Source organism: Sphingopyxis sp., assembly GCF_051861155.1.
GTDB lineage: Bacteria > Pseudomonadota > Alphaproteobacteria > Sphingomonadales > Sphingomonadaceae > Sphingopyxis.
Map to the genome: position 1 here is coordinate 1 of NZ_JBHYDE010000005.1, position 17,843 is coordinate 17,843.

The 17,843-nt window shown below is 64.0% G+C and carries 16 protein-coding genes, 1 tRNA gene and 2 rRNA genes; 7 read left to right on the forward strand and 12 right to left on the reverse strand.

The annotated features are described in order from the left end of the window. From ACTIFP_RS10005 to ACTIFP_RS10015, 3 genes are all read left to right on the forward strand, one after another. Nucleotides 1-205: ribosomal RNA gene (locus ACTIFP_RS10005) — 23S ribosomal RNA — on the forward strand; the annotation flags it as partial. A 118-nt stretch (nucleotides 206-323) separates the two neighbouring features. Further along, nucleotides 324-438: ribosomal RNA gene (gene rrf, locus ACTIFP_RS10010) — 5S ribosomal RNA — on the forward strand. 116 nt (nucleotides 439-554) lie between these two features. Beyond that, nucleotides 555-631 (forward strand) — tRNA-Met (locus tag ACTIFP_RS10015). A 107-nt stretch (nucleotides 632-738) separates the two neighbouring features. Here ACTIFP_RS10015 and ACTIFP_RS10020 read toward each other — a convergent pair. Next, nucleotides 739-1,170, reverse strand: coding sequence for a DUF6188 family protein (locus ACTIFP_RS10020; protein WP_439568576.1), 432 nt, complete (start codon nucleotides 1,168-1,170; stop codon nucleotides 739-741). 138 nt (nucleotides 1,171-1,308) lie between these two features. Continuing rightward, nucleotides 1,309-1,731, reverse strand: coding sequence for a VOC family protein (locus ACTIFP_RS10025; protein WP_439568877.1), 423 nt, complete (start codon nucleotides 1,729-1,731; stop codon nucleotides 1,309-1,311). 81 nt (nucleotides 1,732-1,812) lie between these two features. On the opposite strand from ACTIFP_RS10025, the gene ACTIFP_RS10030 reads away from it, so the two are divergent. The 3 genes from ACTIFP_RS10030 to ACTIFP_RS10040 all read left to right on the forward strand — a co-directional run bounded on the left by ACTIFP_RS10030 (nucleotide 1,813) and on the right by ACTIFP_RS10040 (nucleotide 5,592). Continuing rightward, nucleotides 1,813-3,681, forward strand: a complete 1,869-nt coding sequence (locus ACTIFP_RS10030) for an ABC-F family ATP-binding cassette domain-containing protein (RefSeq protein ID WP_439568577.1) — start codon at nucleotides 1,813-1,815, stop codon at nucleotides 3,679-3,681. A gap of 168 nt (nucleotides 3,682-3,849) precedes the next feature. Then, nucleotides 3,850-4,935, forward strand: a complete 1,086-nt coding sequence (gene hppD / locus ACTIFP_RS10035; protein WP_439568878.1) for a 4-hydroxyphenylpyruvate dioxygenase — start codon at nucleotides 3,850-3,852, stop codon at nucleotides 4,933-4,935. A 105-nt stretch (nucleotides 4,936-5,040) separates the two neighbouring features. Continuing rightward, entirely contained in the window at nucleotides 5,041-5,592 is a 552-nt protein-coding gene (locus ACTIFP_RS10040) for a VOC family protein (RefSeq protein ID WP_439568578.1), read from the forward strand. A 52-nt stretch (nucleotides 5,593-5,644) separates the two neighbouring features. Here the strand turns inward: ACTIFP_RS10040 and ACTIFP_RS10045 are convergent, their stop codons facing one another. From ACTIFP_RS10045 to ACTIFP_RS10055, 3 genes are all read right to left on the reverse strand, one after another. Further along, a complete protein-coding gene (locus ACTIFP_RS10045; protein ID WP_439568879.1) occupies nucleotides 5,645-6,298 on the reverse strand; it encodes a YqaA family protein in 654 nt (217 codons plus the stop codon). A 158-nt stretch (nucleotides 6,299-6,456) separates the two neighbouring features. Beyond that, nucleotides 6,457-8,049 (reverse strand): bifunctional phosphoribosylaminoimidazolecarboxamide formyltransferase/IMP cyclohydrolase, encoded by a 1,593-nt coding sequence (gene purH / locus ACTIFP_RS10050; RefSeq protein WP_439568579.1) that lies wholly within the window; start codon nucleotides 8,047-8,049, stop codon nucleotides 6,457-6,459. A gap of 288 nt (nucleotides 8,050-8,337) precedes the next feature. Further along, nucleotides 8,338-9,363 (reverse strand): phytase, encoded by a 1,026-nt coding sequence (locus ACTIFP_RS10055; protein ID WP_439568580.1) that lies wholly within the window; start codon nucleotides 9,361-9,363, stop codon nucleotides 8,338-8,340. A gap of 183 nt (nucleotides 9,364-9,546) precedes the next feature. Here ACTIFP_RS10055 and ACTIFP_RS10060 point away from each other — a divergent pair, with 183 nt between their 5' ends. After that, nucleotides 9,547-11,907 (forward strand): TonB-dependent receptor plug domain-containing protein, encoded by a 2,361-nt coding sequence (locus ACTIFP_RS10060; RefSeq protein WP_439568581.1) that lies wholly within the window; start codon nucleotides 9,547-9,549, stop codon nucleotides 11,905-11,907. Nucleotides 11,908-12,062: 155 nt separating this feature from the next. On the opposite strand, the gene ACTIFP_RS10065 is transcribed toward ACTIFP_RS10060, so the two are convergent. From ACTIFP_RS10065 to ACTIFP_RS10095, 7 genes are all read right to left on the reverse strand, one after another. Beyond that, nucleotides 12,063-13,841: a heparinase II/III family protein gene (locus tag ACTIFP_RS10065; protein ID WP_439568582.1), complete on the reverse strand. Its 1,779-nt coding sequence runs from the start codon at nucleotides 13,839-13,841 to the stop codon at nucleotides 12,063-12,065. A gap of 3 nt (nucleotides 13,842-13,844) precedes the next feature. Beyond that, nucleotides 13,845-14,519 carry a ribulose-phosphate 3-epimerase gene (gene rpe, locus ACTIFP_RS10070; protein ID WP_439568583.1) on the reverse strand — a complete coding sequence of 225 codons (675 nt, stop codon included), beginning with the start codon at nucleotides 14,517-14,519 and terminating at the stop codon, nucleotides 13,845-13,847. Between the two features lie 225 nt (nucleotides 14,520-14,744). Further along, entirely contained in the window at nucleotides 14,745-14,948 is a 204-nt protein-coding gene (locus ACTIFP_RS10075) for a toxin-antitoxin system HicB family antitoxin (protein WP_137753440.1), read from the reverse strand. Nucleotides 14,949-14,968: 20 nt separating this feature from the next. Beyond that, nucleotides 14,969-15,871 (reverse strand): SPFH domain-containing protein, encoded by a 903-nt coding sequence (locus ACTIFP_RS10080; protein ID WP_439568584.1) that lies wholly within the window; start codon nucleotides 15,869-15,871, stop codon nucleotides 14,969-14,971. Between the two features lie 99 nt (nucleotides 15,872-15,970). Then, on the reverse strand, nucleotides 15,971-16,690 hold the full coding sequence (locus tag ACTIFP_RS10085; RefSeq protein ID WP_439568585.1) for a YdeI/OmpD-associated family protein: 720 nt from the start codon (nucleotides 16,688-16,690) through the stop codon (nucleotides 15,971-15,973). Further along, entirely contained in the window at nucleotides 16,623-17,030 is a 408-nt protein-coding gene (locus tag ACTIFP_RS10090; protein ID WP_439568586.1) for a VOC family protein, read from the reverse strand. Before ACTIFP_RS10090 ends, ACTIFP_RS10085 begins: the two co-directional genes overlap by 68 nt. A gap of 135 nt (nucleotides 17,031-17,165) precedes the next feature. Continuing rightward, nucleotides 17,166-17,768 carry a Crp/Fnr family transcriptional regulator gene (locus ACTIFP_RS10095; protein WP_439568587.1) on the reverse strand — a complete coding sequence of 201 codons (603 nt, stop codon included), beginning with the start codon at nucleotides 17,766-17,768 and terminating at the stop codon, nucleotides 17,166-17,168. Between the last annotated feature and the right edge of the window lie 75 nt (nucleotides 17,769-17,843).

The following is a 17,843-nucleotide window of genomic DNA, read 5'->3' on the forward strand; positions in this document are numbered from 1 at the left end:
TACCTCTGGTGTACCTGTCGTGGCGCCAGCCGCGCAGCAGGGTAGCTATGTATGGACGGGATAACCGCTGAAAGCATCTAAGCGGGAAGCCTCCCTCAAGATAAGATTTCTTAGAGCCGTGGAAGACCACCACGTTGATAGATCGGATGTAGAAGCGCGGTAACGCGTGGAGCTAACCGATACTAATTGCTCTATTCGCACTTAAGAGTCCCACCATCAACGACACTCCTGAGTGAGTGTCCGCGAAGTGGATGATTGTAAAATAGTCCAAATTGCACGGGCATTCGATTGAAACCCAAATTCGACCCACGCCGGCTTCATTGCTTGGTGACCATGGCGTCAGTGACCCACCCGATCCCATCTCGAACTCGGCCGTGAAACCTGACAGCGCCGATGGTACTATGGCTCAAGCCCTGGAAGAGTAGGACGTCGCCAGGCATTGCAGCCGACGTGAGGACGAATATGGAAAAACCCATTCACAAAGTTAGAGGCCGGCAGAAATGCCGTCCTTTTGCTGTTTTCGCGGAACGCTGTTGGCGCCGCGACATTGGTGGCGCGGGATGGAGCAGCCCGGTAGCTCGTCAGGCTCATAACCTGAAGGTCGTAGGTTCAAATCCTACTCCCGCAACCAAAATAATCCCGCCTTCTCAATGAGTTGGCGGGATTTTTGTGCCTGACGCGAGCTTGCCGATTACGCCGCGGATTGACCGAACGGGGATGAGGGCTGCCGTTACGCTCTTAGCCGGGAACGATCGCAAGCTCGCCGCCGCCTATTGCGATGACGCCCCATCGCTCGCCTCCGGCAATGTAGTGGGCATCCCATCCTTCATAACCGGACGACTGGTTGAACACGTCTATGCGCGTGTTGCCGTCGAACTCGATCCGTAGATCACCCGTTTCCTCGTCAACTTGCAGGGTTCTGACGATTAACGCACCAAGCACGGACGCCGCCCGTTCCTCACCATCGAGCGGCTCGGCGAGCCCGAACAGTTGGCCATCATCCTGGTCGCCAAATGCTACCCGGCCATTTGCGACAATACGCCACGGCACCCTGAAGGCGATCGTGAACTGATCGCCGAAGTCTGCGCGCCAGAACGGTGGTTCCCGCCCAATTAAGCAGGTCCGCCCGACGAACGCCTGTTTGAAATTTTCGATATGATCCCGTTTCATACGCCGATGCTCGCATCCAAGGCGAATGTCTGCAAGTGGTCGTCGACCGGCCTTTGCCGCTTTGCAAATCCTCACTCGCTCTTCGTTATCTTGGCGCGAGCGAGAGGAGAGCTGTCGAGTGGACAGAATCGACGTGGTTCAAGTCGCGAACAATTGCCCCAAATCGGCAAATGCCTTGAACTCGAGCGCGTTACCCGCCGGGTCGAGAAAGAACATCGCTGACTGCTCGCCCGGCTGGCCGGGAAAGCGCGTGTGCGGTTCGATGACAAAGGCGACGCCATGCGCGACTAGCCGCTCGGCGAGTGCCTGCCATTCGGCGGGCGGCAGCACGACCCCGAAATGCGGCACCGGCACTGCATGGCCATCGACCGGATTATGCCCCGCGACGCGGCGCGGCGTATCGACGCGGTGCGCGACGATCTGATGCCCAAAGAGGTTGAAATCAATCCAGTCGGCATCGCTGCGCCCCTCGGGGCAGCCGATGATGGTGCCATAGAAATGGCGCGCGGCGGCCAGATCGTCGACGGGAAAGGCGATGTGAAAGGGGGCAAGGCCGGTCATGCCGACCGTCTTGCCGTAAACGACCCCGATATGCCAGTCATCGGCTTGGGTTGTGCGCCGCAACATGCTAGGCGCGCGCGCATGTTGACGATCAATGGCCTCACGGTTCGCCTCGGCGGACGCACGATACTCGACCGCGCCGCGGCCAGCCTGCCGGCGAAAAGCCGCGTCGGGCTGATCGGGCGCAACGGCGCGGGCAAATCGACGCTGATGAAGGTGATGATCGGCCAGCTCGAGGCCGACGAGGGCGGCATCGAAATGCCGCGCAAGACGCGGCTCGGCTATATCGCGCAGGAAGCGCCGAGCGGCACCGCGACGCCCTTCGACACCGTGCTCGCCGCCGACACCGAACGCGCGGCTTTGCTCACCGCGTCGGAAACCGAACAGGATCCGGGCCAGCTTGGCGACATCCACGAACGGCTGATCGCGATCGACGCCTATACCGCCCCGGCACGCGCCGCGCGCATCCTGATCGGGCTGGGGTTCGACGAGGATATGCAGGGCCAGCCGCTCGACAGCTTTTCGGGTGGATGGAAGATGCGCGTCGCGCTCGCGGCGCTGCTCTTTTCCGAACCCGATCTGTTGCTGCTCGACGAACCGTCGAACCACCTCGACCTTGAAGCGACCTTGTGGCTCGAAAATTTCCTGCGCGCCTATCCGGGCCAGCTCGTCGTCATCAGCCACGAACGCGACCTGCTCAACAATGTCGTCGATCATATCCTGCATCTGGAGGGCGGCAAGGTGACGCTCTATCCCGGCGGCTATGACGCATTCGAGCGCCAGCGCGCCGAACGCGCCGCGCAGCTCGCGGCGGCAAAGGCGTCGCAGGATGCCCAGCGCGCCAAGCTCCAGGATTATGTCGCACGCAACAGCGCGCGCGCCTCGACCGCGAAACAGGCGCAGTCGCGCGCCAAGCTGCTCGCCAAGATGCAGCCGATCGCCGCGCTCGCGGAGGATCAGACGCTCGCGTTCGATTTCCCCAGCCCCGACGAGCTCAAGCCGCCGCTGATCACCCTCGACCTCGCCAGCGTGGGCTATGCGGAACGCCCGGTGCTGCAGCGGCTCAACCTGCGCATCGATCCCGACGACCGCATCGCGCTGCTCGGTCGCAACGGCAATGGCAAGACGACCCTGGCGCGGCTGCTCGCGGCGCAGCTCAGCCCGATGGCGGGCGCGATGGCCGCATCGGGCAAGATGCGCGTCGGCTATTTCACCCAGTACCAGGTCGAGGAACTCGATGGCGCGGACACCCCGCTTGCGCATATGACGCGGGTGATGGAGGGCAAGACGCAGGGCGCGGTGCGTGCCCAGCTCGGCCGCTTCGGCTTTTCGGGTAACAAGGCGACGACCGAGGTCGCAAAACTGTCGGGCGGCGAAAAGGCGCGGCTGGCGCTGGCGCTCATCACCCGCGACGCGCCGCATCTGCTGATCCTCGACGAACCGACCAACCATTTGGACGTCGACGCGCGCGAGGCGCTGGTGCAGGCGCTGAACGGCTTCGACGGCGCGGTGGTGCTGGTCAGCCACGACCGCCACATGCTCGAACTCACCGCCGATCGGCTGGTACTCGTCGACGACGGCACCGCGCGCGAATATTCGGGCAGCATGGACGATTATGTCGACATGATCCTCGGCAAGGGGGCGCCCAAGGACAAGGTGTCGAAGGCCGACAAGAAGGGCGACCGCAAGGCCGCGGCGGCGGCGCGCGAGGCCGCGGCGAAAATCCGCAAGGACGTGTCCGATGCCGAGGCGGACCTTGCCAAATATCAGGTGATCCTCTCCGCGATCGACCGCGCGATGTTCGACCCGCAAGGCGCCGCGAACGAATATAAAGGGCTGACGATGAGCGAGCTGTCGCAGCGCCGCGGCAAGATCGTCGCCGCGCAGGAAGCCGCCGAAGCGCGCTGGGTCGCGGCGGGCGAGGCGCTGGAGGCGTTCGAGGGGGCGTAAACCCCGTCCAAATTTCGTCACCTCGGCGAAGGCCGGGGCCTCTCCATTATGTGCTGATGCGACGTCGAGATCCCGGCCTTCATCGGGATGACCGAAGTGGGAAGTCATTGACTCCCTCACCCCAATCCATCATAATAGTTTCAATTGAAACTAGATGGGACAATGATCATGGCCGACCTGTTCGACAATCCGCTGGGCCTCGACGGTTTTGAATTCGTCGAATTCTCCGCCCCCGAAAAGGGCGTGCTCGAACCGGTTTTCCAGGCGATGGGTTTCGCCCAGATCGCGCATCACCGTTCGAAGGACGTCCAGCTATGGCGGCAGGGCGGCATCAACCTGATCGCCAATTACGAACCCAAATCGCCCGCCGCCTATTTCGCCGCCGAACATGGCCCGTCGGCATGCGGGATGGGCTGGCGCGTCCGCGACGCCGCCAAGGCCTATGCCGAGGCAATCGCGCGCGGCGCCGAGCCGGTCGAAACCACGCCCGGCCCGATGGAATTGCGCCTGCCCGCGATCCGCGGTATCGGCGGCTCGATCATCTATCTGATCGATCGCTATGGCGACGACCTGTCGATCTACGACATCGACTTCGTTTACGAAGAGGGCGTCGATCGCCATCCCGTCGGCGCGGGGATGCAGCTGATCGATCACCTGACCCACAATGTCTATGGCGGCCGCATGGCGCATTGGGCAGCGTTCTACGAGCGTATCGCGGGTTTCCGCGAAATCCGTTATTTCGACATCAAGGGCGAATATACCGGGCTGACATCAAAGGCGATGACCGCCCCCGACGGCAAGATCCGCATTCCGCTGAACGAAGAAGGCGCCGGCGGCGGCGGCCAGATCGAGGAATATCTGCGCGCCTATAATGGCGAGGGCATCCAGCATATCGCGTTCAGCTGCGACAATCTCTACGTCGCGTGGGACAAGCTCAAAGCCCTCGGCAACCCCTTCGCCCCCGCGCCGCCCGCGACCTATTACGAGATGCTCGCCGATCGTCTGCCCGGCCATGGCGAACCGGTCGAGGCGCTGCAATCGCGCGGCATATTGCTCGACGGCTCGACCGAAGACGGCGATCCGCGCCTGCTGCTCCAGATTTTCGGCCAGACCGTGATCGGCCCCGTCTTCTTCGAATTCATCCAGCGCAAAAAGGATGAAGGCTTTGGCGAGGGCAATTTCACCGCGCTGTTCAAATCGATGGAAATGGACCAGATCCGCCGCGGCGCGCTGGAAATCAAAGAGACCGCTTGACCTCTTCACCGTTCGCCCTGAGCTTGTCGAAGGGCTGTCCTTTTCTTTGCGCGAGAAAAGAAGAACGGTGCTTCGACAAGCTCAGCACGAATGGAGTTGGGTAAAATGACCAGCCAGTCCCCCATCAAACTCGGCGGCGTCCACCACGCCGCCTATCGCTGCAAAGACGCGAAGCAGACGGTCGATTGGTACGAGCGCATGCTCGGCATGACCTACACCACCGCGTTCGCCGAGGATCATGTCCCGTCGACCGGCGAGTACGACCCGTATATGCACGTCTTTCTCGACGCCGGGAACGGCAACATCCTCGCGTTTTTCGAGCTGCCCAACCAGCCCGACATGGGCCGCGACGCCAACACCCCGGCGTGGGTCCAGCATCTGGCGTTCAAGGTCGGCAGCTATGACGAGCTGGTCGCGGCCAAGGCGCATTTGGAGGGCGAGGGCGTCGATGTCCTCGGCCCGACCCACCACGGCATCTTCAAATCGATCTATTTCTTCGACCCCAACGGCCACCGGGTCGAGCTGGCATGCGACATCGGCACCGCCGAACAATATGCCGAATTGCGCCGCGTCGCGCCGCTGATGCTCGAGGAATGGAGCCAGACGAAGAAGGCGCCGCGCCACGCGGATTGGTTGCACACGGCGGCGAACGAGTAGGCGAACCCGCCCCCATTTTCGCTCGATACGAACGGGGTTCGGTGTTCGGCCGCTACCTCCGGTCCAGCCCGATGCTCTCCAGCGTCGCGCCGCTGCATTTGTCGGCCTGCTTCGCCTCGCCATCGCCCGACAGCGCGCCGATCACCAGGAAACCCGCGACCACCGCGACGACGAACGCACCCGTCACCCACACCAGATATTTGTCGATGAACGCCTTGATCGGCGCGCCGAACAGCTTGAACAAAATCCCGACCAGCATGAACGAAAAGGCCCGGCTCGCCAGGCTCGCCCACAGGAAGGTCCAGAAATTCATCTGGATGAACCCCGCGGTAATCGTCAGCAGCTTGAACGGGATCGGCGTCGCGCCCTTGATCAGGATGATCTCCGCGCCATAGTCGCGCAGGTAACAGGCGGCGGGCGGAAAGGCATCGGTCAGCCCGAGCACCCCGAGTAGCCACAGGCCGACGCTTTCATAGAGGAAAAAGCCGATCCCATAGCCGAACACCCCGCCCGCGACCGACGCGAGGGTGCAGATCAGCGCATAACGCACCGCCTTTTGCGGATTGGCGAGGCACATCAGCCCCAGCATCGGGTGCGGCGGGATCGGGAAAAAGCTTGCCTCGACGAACGACACCAGCGCCAGCCAATATTCGGCGTGCGGATGCGCCGATTTTTCCATCGTCCAGTTGTACAGGTTCTGGATCATGGACTTGTTGCGGGGGATGGCGGTCATGCTGGTCCTTGTTGTCACGCCGCCATTGCGACCCTCGCTCCCCTATGCCGTTCGTGTCGAGCGAAGTCGAGACACGCGACGCATGCGCGCCCCAAGCGTGTCTCGACTTCGCTCGACCCGAAACGGGGGCATCAATGCCTGAAATGCCGCATCCCGGTGAACACCATCGCCAGCCCGGCCGCATTGGCTGCCGCGATCACCTCGTCGTCGCGGATCGATCCGCCCGGCTGGATGACGCAGGTCGCGCCCGCCTCGACCGCCGCCAGCAAACCGTCGGCAAAGGGGAAGAAAGCATCGCTCGCCACCGCGCTGCCGACGGTGCGGGCTTCAGCCCAGCCGTGCGATTCCGCCGCCTCGCGCGCCTTCACCGCGGCGATGCGCGCGCTGTCGCGGCGGTTCATCTGCCCCGCGCCGATGCCCGCAGTCGATCCGCCCTTGGCGTAAACGATCGCGTTCGATTTGACATGCTTGGCAACCGTCCACGCGAACAGCGCGTCGGTCAGTTCCTCGTCGGTGGGCGCGCGGTCGGTAACGATTTTCAGGTCGGCGTGCGTGATGCGGCCATTGTCGCGGCTTTGGACCAGCCAGCCGCCAGTGATCCCTTTCAAGACCAGCCCGCCGCGCGCCGGGTCGGGCAATTCGCCCGTCAGCAGCAGGCGGAGGTTCTTTTTCTTCGCAAACACCGCGCGCGCGTCGGCGTCGGCGTCGGGGGCGCACACGACTTCGGTAAAGATGCCGCTGATCGCTTCCGCCGTTGCGCCGTCGAGCGGCCGGTTGACCGCGATGATCCCGCCGAACGCCGAGACATCGTCGCATTTCAGCGCCGCGTCATAGGCTTCGGTCAGGTTTGCCGCGCTCGCGACCCCGCACGGGTTGGCGTGCTTGACGATGACGCAGGTCGGATCGGCGTCGCGAAATTCGGCGACCAGCTCGAGCGCCGCGTCGGCATCGTTGATATTGTTGTAGCTGAGCTCCTTGCCCTGCACCTGTTCGGCGCCGGCAATGCCGCGCGGGCCGGGCACGGCGGGGATATAGAGCGCCGCCTTTTGATGCGGATTTTCGCCGTAGCGCAGTTCGCTCGCCAGCCTGGCGGTCAGCGGCAGCGTGTCGGGAAAGGTCTTGCCCTGATCGGCGATCGCGAACCAGCGCGCGATCGTGCCATCATAACTCGCGGTGTGGGCAAAGGCGGTCGCCGCCAGGCGCTTGCGCAGGGCGAGGGTGGTCGCGCCGCCATTGGCGTCCATCTCGGCGATCACCGCGGCATAATCCTCGGGCTCGGTGACGATGCCCACATAGGCGTGGTTTTTCGCCGAAGACCGCACCATCGCGGGGCCGCCGATGTCGATATTTTCGATGATCGTGTCGCGATCGGCGCCCGAGGTGACCGTTTGCAAAAAGGGGTAAAGGTTGACGACGACCAGGTCGATCGCGCCGATCCCATGCGCCTCCATCGCCGCGACATGCGCGGCATCGTCGCGCACCGCCAATATGCCGCCGTGGACGGTCGGGTGCAGCGTCTTGACGCGGCCGTCCATCATCTCGGGAAAACCGGTGAGGTCGGCGACGTCGAGGACATTATGACCCGCCTCGCGCAACGCCCTGGCAGTCCCGCCGGTCGACACCAGCTCGACGCCATGTTTGACGAGGGCGGCGGCAAGCTCGGTCAGCCCGGCCTTGTCGCTGACGGACAAGAGGGCGCGGCGGACGGGAATCAGGTCGGTCATGGGGGTGAGCCTCGGCTGGCGGTGGGATGACGCGGACCCTCTAGGCGCCGGGGGGCTTCAGGGCAAGGTGCCGCTCATCTACCTTGGGTGACGCGGCGGTTTGCTTCTTCCCCCTCGATGGGGGAAGGATATGCAGCCTTATCGCGCAGCGATTAGGCGGAGTTGGATGGGGGTGAGGGCGCGTCCTTGAACCTTCGCTTCAGGCCTAAACCACACCCCCACCGCTGCGACTAGGCAGCAAGCTGCCAAGTCTCGCCGCCTCCCCCATAAAGGGGGAGGGTATCGAGTTTAAAGCCCCAGCGCCGCCGCGATCTGGTCCCAGCGCACCAGCTTGAAATTCTGCGCCTTGGGCGCATTGTCGCCGTCCTGTGCCAGAAAGAGGCCGTCGGGATAGACCGCGCCGAAATTGCCCGCCACCGCTTCAATCCCGTCGGTCTCGCTCGTCGCGCCGAATGCGCCGGCGGTCACCGCAAAGCGTCCGACATATTCGACGCCGGGCAGGCGGAACACCGCATAGGCGTTATCGCCCTGGCTCGACGCGATCAGATAGCGCTGGCCCTTGTGGTCGATCGTCGCCAGCCCTTCCAGGTCGGCGACGAGCCGCTGGTTGTCGATCGGCGCGACCAGCCGCGCCGCGGCGCCGCGACCGTCCTGCTTCAACTCCCACAACCCGCCGACCTCTTCGCCGACATACAGCGTGTCGCCGTCGAAGACGCAGCCTTCGGACTGGGTTGCGATCTTATGCTCCCATTCGACGGCAAAGCGCGGCGTGCCGTCGACCGTCAGCGTCCCGACGCGCACCGTGCCGTCCTTGACGATCAGCGCCGCGGTGATCGGCGCTCCCGGCGCGCCTTTCTTCAGGCACAGGCCATAGGCTTCGCCGCTGCCCGCTGCCGCACGGCCGAGTGCGCTAAGCGCAGGCTTGGCGCCGTCGAGGCGATAGACCGCCAGATGCGCGTTCAGCCCGTCGTTGCGGTCGCTCGCGACAACGATGTCGCCGACGACGTCGACATTGTTGACCAGCCCGCTTTTCAGAAACGCCAGATCCTTGCCGGTCAGGTCATAGACGTGCAGCCCGGCCTTCTTGTCGGTCGCGATGATCAGCGCGCGGCCCGGGTTGGCGGGATCGACCCAGATTGCCGGATCGTCGGCGGCGTCGGCGCGGCCGGTCCCGACCGGGGCGGTTTCGCCGCTCGCGGTCACTGCCACCGGCGGCAGGCCGGTGATGACGGGCGCCGCCTGTCCGGCGCAGCCGCTCAGCAGCGATGCAAAAGCAAGCGAAGTCAGCAGCTTCGATGTGCGGACGGCGGTCATGTCGATTTCCCCTGTTCCTGGCGGCGCCAAAGCCGATTGGCGCGCGCCGTCCCAGCAAAATTACGCGGCGTCAATCCCACAATATTTCCGTCACTTAACCGTCATTCAATCGTCACACGGGTCGCCGCAAACTGTCACATGCCCCCCCTAGAGGCCCGGCAACGATCAAGGGGGTTATGACACATGATTCGAGCTTTCAATCTGAACTCCGCCGCCGCGCTGGCGCTTGCCGTGGCGCTCGCCGCGACCCCCGCCGCCGCGCAGGACGCTGCACAGGATATGGCGCCGATCCAGAATGAGGACGGCAGCATCACGACATCGCAGGACATCGTCGTCCTCGGCAGCATCGGTTACCGTAACCGCAGCGAGGATCAGGCCGAACCGGTCCTTTCCTATGACAGCGAATTTTTCCAGCGCTTTGAACCGCTGACCGCGGGCGACGCGTTGAAACGCGTGCCGTCGGTGACCTTCCTGTCCGACGTCATCGAAAGCGACGGCGCGCGGCTGCGCGGCCTGCCGCCGGGCTATACCCAGATCCTGATCAACGGCGAAAAGGTGCCGGGGTCGAACGCCGACCGCAGCTTCTTTCTCGACCGCATTCCCGCCGAACTGATCGAGCGGGTCGAGATCGTCCGCTCGTCGTCGGCGCGCCGCACCGGCGACGCGGTTGCGGGCACGCTCAACATCAAGCTGCGCGACGGCTATGAACTCGACGGCGGCTATCTGCGCGCCGGCGGGCTCTATTATGACGACAAGGAACTCGAACCCAGCGTCGGCGGCGTGATCGGCGGCGCGCTCGGGCCGGGGCGCTTCCTGCTCGGCGGCAATTTCCAGGGACGCCACAATCCGAAGAAGAAATTCTCGCTACGCTATGACGATTCGCCCGAAAATAATCCAAACTTCGCGACCGACGACTTCAACAATCGCGAAGACCAGGTCGATACCCGCGACGGCAAGGATTATTCGTTCAACGCGACCTATGACATCAAGGGCGACACGACCGATTTTTCGGTGAATGGTTTTTACGTCCACACCGACCGCACCGAGGACGAGCGCAGCTTCGAATATAATCACCCGACCAACATCAATGGCCCGATCCGCGCGACCCCGCCCGGCAATCTGACCGTCGACAACGCCAATGTCTCCACGATCAATCAGGACAATTACAGCGTCAACGGCAAGCTCGCTCACCGCTGGTCAGCGGGCGAGACGAGCCTGAAGGTCGGCTACGCCTATTTCGACGAAGATCGCTTCGAAACCGAATATGAGGTCGAATTCGACCGCACGCTGCCGCGCTTCACCGGCGATCAGACGCTGACCGGGATCACCGACAAGGAATTTTCGGTGCGGCTCGAACATGAAATAGCGCTCGGCGAAGACACCAAGCTGCTGTTCGGCGGCCTGTGGCAGGACAAGGACCGCGATACCGCGATCACCGCGGCGCCGCGCGATCGCTATAACCTGACCGCCGCGAACCGGCAGGGGTACGACCAGTTCACCCGCAACCCGACCGAATTCGCGCGGACGTTCGGGGCGTTCGCGCCGGGGCCGGGCGGGCTCAACACGATCGAGGAAAAGCGGCTCGACGGCTTTGTGCTGGTCGAGGGCGACATGCCCGGCGTCAAATGGGAAGCGGGGGTGCGTTATGAAACTACCGACCTGACCATCGACGATTTCACCGTCCCCGCGGCGCTTCAGCGCACGACGAATGACTATGCCCGGCTGCTGCCCTCGGCGTCGCTCAAGATCGACGTCGGCGCCCGCGGCCGCGTCACCGCGTCGGTCGCGCGCACCAGCCGCCGCCCCGAGTTCAACTTCCTCTCGCCGGCTGAGCTTGAGGCCGAACTTGGCGACAATGACCTGATCGGCAATCCGCTGCTTGATCCTGAAACCGCCTGGGGCTTCGACCTTGGCTATGAACAGCGCCTCGGCCGCGCGGGCATCGCCGGGGTCAACATTTTCTACCGCAAGGTGAACGACCTCATCGAGCTGACCAATATCGGCGGCCCGGGATCGGAAGGCGCGGGCACTTTCAACTACCAGCCGCAGAATGTCGGCGACGGCAAAGTGTGGGGGATCGAGTTCGACGTATCGACCGACCTTGGCTTCGTCGGCCTGCCCGACACCGGGGTGTTCGGCAATATCTCGTGGCTCGACAGCAAGATCGTCGACGAATTCGGCAAGCGCCGCTTCAACGGCCAGAGCGAATATGTCTATAATTTCGGCGTGATCCAGGACATTCCGTCGGTCGGCGCGGCGTTCGGCGCCACCTATCGCAAACAGGGCGGCGCGTTCGACCGCACCGTCGGCGAAGAGGTGTTCACCACCTACGGCGCCGACCTCGAAATCTTCGTCGAAAAACGCTTCGGCAAAAGCTTCACGATCCGCGCGGTGGGGTCGAACCTGCTCAACGGCGCGAAGCGCGAGAGGTTCAACAAGTTCACGACGATCGAGGACCAGAATGATCGCAGCTTCGACGAATATGAGCTCGAAAGCGAAAAGGCCGGCCCGGTGTTCCAGCTGATGGCGCGCTACGCCTTCTAAGAGGGTTCGGACAGCCGGCGCTCAGTCCCTGGAGCGCCGGTTGTCCTCTCCGCTCGTCATTGCGAGCGAAGCGAAGCAATCCAGGGGCGGTCTTACGCCCGCTCTGGATTGCTTCGTCGCTTCGCTCCTCGCAACGACGAGCGCGCGCGACGTTGCTACCCGATATGCTTGAAAATCCAACCGATGCTCGCGCCGCCCGCGGGTGCGGTGCCGGTGACGACCAGCTGTTCGGTCGGGTGCGGGCGGCCCTCGCCGTCGACCCACAGGCTTGGCTCGACATCGAGCGCGCCCTCGGAGGTGCGGAACTGCCACAGCGGCCCGCCGTTGATCCGCAGCAGCGCGCCCAATTTGTCGGCGGTCAGGCTGGCCGAGATATTGCGGCCGAGATGAAAGCGCAGCGCGAATCCCTTGTCGCCCTTGCGCCGGGTGCGCGGGGCGGGGAGCAGCATGTCCTCGCCTCGCAGCTCGCGTCCGTTCGGTGACAGGATCAGCAGGCGGCGGTGAATCAGCCCGTGGCGCCGCGCATAGCCGTCGTGGCTCATCTCGACGCGGCTGCCCTGCGGCGTCTCGCGCCGGTCGAGCTCGACCTCGGTCACCCCCTTGCCCAGCGATCCGTTGGCCAGGATCGCGGTCGAATTGCTGTCGCCCAGGATCAAGGTCGAATGCGCCGCGGTGGTGCGGAGGCCCCGCGCCAGGTCGGCGGGGATCGTCGCGCCGGTCAGCGCCGCGCCGCCGCAATTGACGACGATGCGCTCGTCGCCATCGGACAGCTCGAACGCCAGCGTCGAGGCGCAGCCCGCCTCGGTCACGCGGGCAATGGGGGGAGGCGCCGCGTCGGTCAGCAGCACGACCTTGTTCGCAACCAGCCGCTGATAACCCCAGTCGCGCGCCTGCTTCAGCGGCCGGGTGCGCACCCCGCTTGCCGCGACGATCGCCTGGACATAGGCCGCCGACGTCGCGCCGCTGCCCTGCCAGCTGCCCATGCCGCCGTCGCTGTGCAGCAGCCCGAGCAGCGCCGGCACCGCGCGCGCCAGCACTTCCTGGACGAACGGCGGCACCTCGATGCGGCGCATGTCATAAACCTTGGCAAGCATCGACAGCGCCATGATCGCGTCGAGCTGCGCCTGCGGTGAGCGCGAGATATTGCCGCCGTCGGCATAGAAGCTCGTCTCGAGCACCTTGCGCAGCCCGGCTTCGCCAAAGATCTGCCGCGGCTCGCCGCCGGGCATCAGCAGCGACGCGGCGACGATGCCGACCCACGCGACCATCTGGCCGGTGCCGGGGCGCGTCTTGTCGGCGACGCGGTCGAGGTGGCGTGCGGCGCGCGCGAGGTGGTTGAGCACCGCCGAGCGATAGACCAAGTCGCTCGACGAGAGGATCAGCGGCGCGTGGCTCGCCCAGAACAGGATGCGCCACGCGGTGTTGTCCGCCTTCCACGCCGGTTCGCTCACCGTCTCGCCGTGGGTGCCCAGCCAGTGGCGGACCACCGCTTCGGCGATCGGCACCCCGTCGGCGCGGGTGCCGGTGGCGGCCAGATCGCGCAGCCAGGCAAAGCTGTGGAGATAATCGGCAAAGGTCGGCGCGACCTCAAGCGCGGCGAAATCGAGCTCGCCGAGCGGCAGTTTCAATCCGCGGTGGAGGAAATGGCCGGCGCGGATTGCGGTCCCGGCGCGGGGGTCGCCCGGCACCGGATCGGCCGGCACCCCCAGCAATTTCAGCGGAAAGCGGCCTTTCAGCCGAAAGGCGTGGAGCGGCGTGCGCCAGGTCAGCCGGGTGATCGCATTGGCGACGCGATCGCCGAGCGACAGCCCCTTGTCGGCGGGCAGGCGGATCAGGCGCTTGCCGGGCTCGATCGAATCGTCGACCGGCACGGCGTCGTCGGCCAGATCGAGCGGCGGGTCGGCGGGGGCGGCGGTCAATGGTCTCCCCTCCATCGCTCAACCCTCGCCGCGCAGCCGCCGGATGTTGCCTGCATAGGCATCGGGGCCGCCCTTGAAGGTCGCGGTGCCCGCCACCAGTACGTCGGCGCCCGCCGCGATCGCCAGCGGCGCGGTCCCGGCATCGATCCCGCCGTCGACCTCCAGCCGGATGTCGCGACCGGTCTTGTCGATCATCTTGCGCACCGCCTCGATCTTGCGCAGCTGGCTGGAAATAAAGCTCTGGCCGCCGAAGCCGGGGTTGACGCTCATGATCAGCACCAGGTCGATGTCGTCGATCAGATAGTCGAGCATCTTGGCCGGGGTCGCGGGATTGAGCGACACCCCCGCCTGCTTGCCCAGCGACTTGATGTGCTGAATGCTGCGGTGGATGTGCGGCCCCGCCTCGGGATGCACCGTGATGATATCGGCGCCCGCCGCGGCAAAGGCGTCGAGGAAATGATCGACCGGCGAGATCATCAGATGCACGTCGAAGGGCAGGGCGCTATGCGGGCGCAGCGCCTTCACCACCGCCGGGCCGATCGTCAGATTGGGGACAAAATGGCCGTCCATCACATCGATATGGACCCAGTCGGCGCCCGCCGCCTCGATCGCGCGCACTTCCTGGCCCAGCGCGGCAAAATCGGCGCTGAGGATTGACGGGGCGATGCGGACGGGGGCGAGGGTACTAGTCATGACCATCGGCCTTAACCATCAACTACTGGTGGGGCAAGCGGGGCGCGGACGCTATCGGTGGAAAAGCTGTCTGACGGCGAGCAACGACCGAATACGGGACATTAAGCCCCTCGATATTCATCCATCGTCATTCCCGCGAAAGCGGGAACCCAGGTCGTGCGCTGGCTCGCTGGGTTCCCGCTTTCGCGAGAATGACGAAAGAGGGATGTCGCAGCTTGTTACGCTTCAACCGTTCGCTTTCGGCGGCCGTCCGCGCCGCGCGGGTGCGGCGGCCTTGGGCTTCACCCCGCGCCGCGCCAGCGCCTCGCGCAGCAGTATTTCGATTTCGGCATTGGCGCTGCGCAGCTCGTCCGCCGCCAGCCGCTCGACCGCCGCGTAGAGCGCGGGGTCGAGGCGGAGGGCAAAGGCCTTTTTGGCGGACGCTGGCATTATTTATCTCACCGGTCGGCTCAGTAGAGCGAGCCGGCGTTGACCACGGGCTGGGTGTCGCGCTCGCCGCACAGCACGACCATCAGGTTCGACACCATCACCGCCTTGCGCTCGTCGTCGAGGTCGACGACGCCCTTTTCGGACAATTGGGTCAGCGCCATTTCGACCATCGTCACCGCGCCCTCGACCAGCTTCTTGCGCGCTGCGATCACCGCTTCGGCCTGCTGGCGGCGCAGCATCGCGCCCGCGATTTCCTGCGCATAGGCCAGGTGCGTCAGCCCGCATTCGTCGACGGTGATCCCGGCGACGTCCAGCCGTTCGATCAACGCCTTGCGCAGTTCGACCCCGACCTCCTCATGGTTGCCGCGCAGCGTGATTTCCTGATGCTCGATGTCGTCATAGGGGTAGCGCGAGCCGATCGAACGCACCGCGGCCTCGATCTGCGCCATCACGAATTCCTTGTAATCATCGACGTCGAACAGCGCCTGCGCGGTGTCGGTGACGCGCCACACGACCTGCGCCGCCATTTCAATCGGGTTGCCGCGCAGGTCGTTGACCTTGATCTTGTCCGAAATGACGTTGTTGGCGCGCACCGCGATCTTTTTGCGCATCAGCCAAGGCAGCACCCAGCGCAACCCTTCCGCGCGGTCGGTGCCCTTGTACGCGCCGAACAGCTGGATCGCCGCGGCTTCATTGGGGTTGATCATGTAAAAGCCGCACAGGATCAGAAAACCGACGATCGCCGACAGCGCGACGACCGCCCATTTCCACGCGACCACGACCTCGGCGGTGCCGTTGCTGATCCCCGCCCACGCGGCGACGCCCAGCAACAGCACCCAGATCAGCAGCATCAGATAACCGCTCTGCGTCAGCGCGCGCGTCTCGCGACTGCGATTCAGCGCGGGAGTCCCTCCATCAACCATCTTACCCTCCGACTCGATATAAAGATGATATCATATTTATATCGTTTTGGCGGACGGTCAATCGGATTCGGATGGACGCGGCGTGATCGCCCACGACGGCTATTTGGCGTATTTCCAGAACCGCCCTTTGCCTTCGGCAATCCACGTCAATGCCTCCCCGATGCGCTTCTGTCGCGTCGCATCGGTTTTCGCGTCGCCGATCCAAACATTATACTCCTTCCGGAACGACGGCGATTTGGTGTCAAAAACGGCCTTAGCGGCTGGGTTGGCGGCTAGCGCATCGGTGAACGCCTGCGGAACTTCCACCGGCTTCGAACCGTCGGACTGGCGCGGCGGCAGTTTGATGCCGCGATCGTTGAGCGACATGGCTTCGGCGATCCACGCGGCAAGGTCGTCGTCGGGCGGCAGGTCGGAGAGGGTCGTAAGCCTGCCCATGAAGCGTTTGGCGGCGGGCCGCGCGGCGCTGGATTTCAGCCGCGGGTCGGCCATCAGCGAATCCTTGGCAAAGCTGAACGAGCAATGCTTCGCGTAGGCGGCAAAGATGCACAGATTTTCGCCACCGTGGACAAAGTGCGGAATGCTCCATTTGACCTCCTCGCTCACCTGCGGGCAGGTCGCATGAACGAGCGCGCGCAAATGGCCAAAGATCGGGATCGCGAAATCCGGCAGCTGGTCGGCATAGGCTTCAAATTTGCTCTGTCTTGTTGACGCAGACATTGGATATTCTTTCATTCGGGTCGGTGGACCGGCGTCAATCCGTCGGCATGGCGTCCATGTCCATGAACACGGCTTCCCAAACATGACCGTCGGGATCGGCAAGGTTGCGGTTGTACATGAAACCCAGGTCCTGGACCGGGTTGATGTCGGCGGTACCGCCATGATGCGTTGCCGCCGCATTCATCGCGTCGACCGCGTCGCGGGTGTAGCAGGTCAAGGCAAGCATCACTTCGCTTGAACTTGCGGGCGGGATCGGTCGATTGGTGAAGCCCTGCCATTTGGCGTGCGTGATCAGCATGACGTGGATCGTCTCGGACACCACCATGCAGGCGGTGGTGTCGTCGCTGAACTGCGGATTATTGGTGAAGCCAAGGGCTTCATAAAATGCCTGCGACCGGGTGAGGTCGGTGACCGGCAGGTTTACGAATATCATCTTCGTCATCGATCATGTCCTTTCTCTGCTTCGGCAACCAGGCCGATGCGCCTGGGCGCCCCGTGACCGTCACGGCGATCGCCCGGGCATGATGGTTAGAATGATATCCCGGCCGATGAATTGACCTTTGGTAAGTAAGCGGGATCAGGCGGGGCCGACGCGACCAAAAGCGATTTTCCGACGCAGCCGACTGAGGCTTTCGGGCGTGACGCCAAGCCATGCGGCGATGTGATGCTGTTTCAGCCGCTTGTGAAGTTTCGGCTCCTTGCGGATGAAATCGAGGTAGCGCTGCATCGCGTCGTCGTGCCGAAAGGCGATCTCCATCGGCTCTTTTTCAATGATCCAGTGCCGCTCAAGATAAGCGATGTGAAAGGCGGCGACGTCGGGATGAGCGGCGACCAGGGCCTTGAACGCGGCATAATCATATTCCAGCACTATGCTGTCTTCGATCGCGCTGATCGTGAACAGGCTGGGTTCGCCCAACAAGGTCGCACTGACCGAAGCGGCGATGCGGTTTTCCGGAAAGAAATATTTGAAGATCAGATCGCCGTCGGGTCCGACATAATGCTGTCCAAGCAGACCCTGGACCACAAAGGCGTAGGTCGTCGGCACGTCCCCCGCGCGGATCACGACATCGTCCTTTGCATAGTGTCGCGGGCGCAGCAGCGCCGAAAAGGCACACTCTGCCTCGCCCGACAGCGGCGCATAGTCACGGATTTTGGCAAAGAACGCCGTTGTCGTCGTCATCGCTTGCCTCAGGCAATGGTCGCCGAAGTCATCCTTCAATCACCCGGGAGCGCCGGTCAAGCGTCGTCGCCGGAA

Excerpts from the sequence above, each read along its gene's own strand:
- ACTIFP_RS10055 (WP_439568580.1), bottom strand. The coding sequence starts at position 9,363 with ATGACCGCCGTCCGCACATCGAAGCTGCTGACTTCGCTTGCTTTTGCA.
- purH (WP_439568579.1), bottom strand. The coding sequence starts at position 8,049 with ATGACCGACCTGATTCCCGTCCGCCGCGCCCTCTTGTCCGTCAGCGAC.
- ACTIFP_RS10040 (WP_439568578.1), top strand. The coding sequence starts at position 5,041 with ATGACCAGCCAGTCCCCCATCAAACTCGGCGGCGTCCACCACGCCGCC.
- hppD (WP_439568878.1), top strand. The coding sequence starts at position 3,850 with ATGGCCGACCTGTTCGACAATCCGCTGGGCCTCGACGGTTTTGAATTC.
- ACTIFP_RS10045 (WP_439568879.1), bottom strand. The coding sequence starts at position 6,298 with ATGATCCAGAACCTGTACAACTGGACGATGGAAAAATCGGCGCATCCG.
- ACTIFP_RS10025 (WP_439568877.1), bottom strand. The coding sequence starts at position 1,731 with ATGACCGGCCTTGCCCCCTTTCACATCGCCTTTCCCGTCGACGATCTG.
- ACTIFP_RS10080 (WP_439568584.1), bottom strand. The coding sequence starts at position 15,871 with ATGGTTGATGGAGGGACTCCCGCGCTGAATCGCAGTCGCGAGACGCGC.
- ACTIFP_RS10090 (WP_439568586.1), bottom strand. The coding sequence starts at position 17,030 with ATGACGAAGATGATATTCGTAAACCTGCCGGTCACCGACCTCACCCGG.
- ACTIFP_RS10065 (WP_439568582.1), bottom strand. The coding sequence starts at position 13,841 with ATGGAGGGGAGACCATTGACCGCCGCCCCCGCCGACCCGCCGCTCGAT.
- rpe (WP_439568583.1), bottom strand. The coding sequence starts at position 14,519 with ATGACTAGTACCCTCGCCCCCGTCCGCATCGCCCCGTCAATCCTCAGC.
- ACTIFP_RS10020 (WP_439568576.1), bottom strand. The coding sequence starts at position 1,170 with ATGAAACGGGATCATATCGAAAATTTCAAACAGGCGTTCGTCGGGCGG.
- ACTIFP_RS10030 (WP_439568577.1), top strand. The coding sequence starts at position 1,813 with ATGTTGACGATCAATGGCCTCACGGTTCGCCTCGGCGGACGCACGATA.
- ACTIFP_RS10095 (WP_439568587.1), bottom strand. The coding sequence starts at position 17,768 with ATGACGACGACAACGGCGTTCTTTGCCAAAATCCGTGACTATGCGCCG.
- ACTIFP_RS10075 (WP_137753440.1), bottom strand. The coding sequence starts at position 14,948 with ATGCCAGCGTCCGCCAAAAAGGCCTTTGCCCTCCGCCTCGACCCCGCG.
- ACTIFP_RS10060 (WP_439568581.1), top strand. The coding sequence starts at position 9,547 with ATGATTCGAGCTTTCAATCTGAACTCCGCCGCCGCGCTGGCGCTTGCC.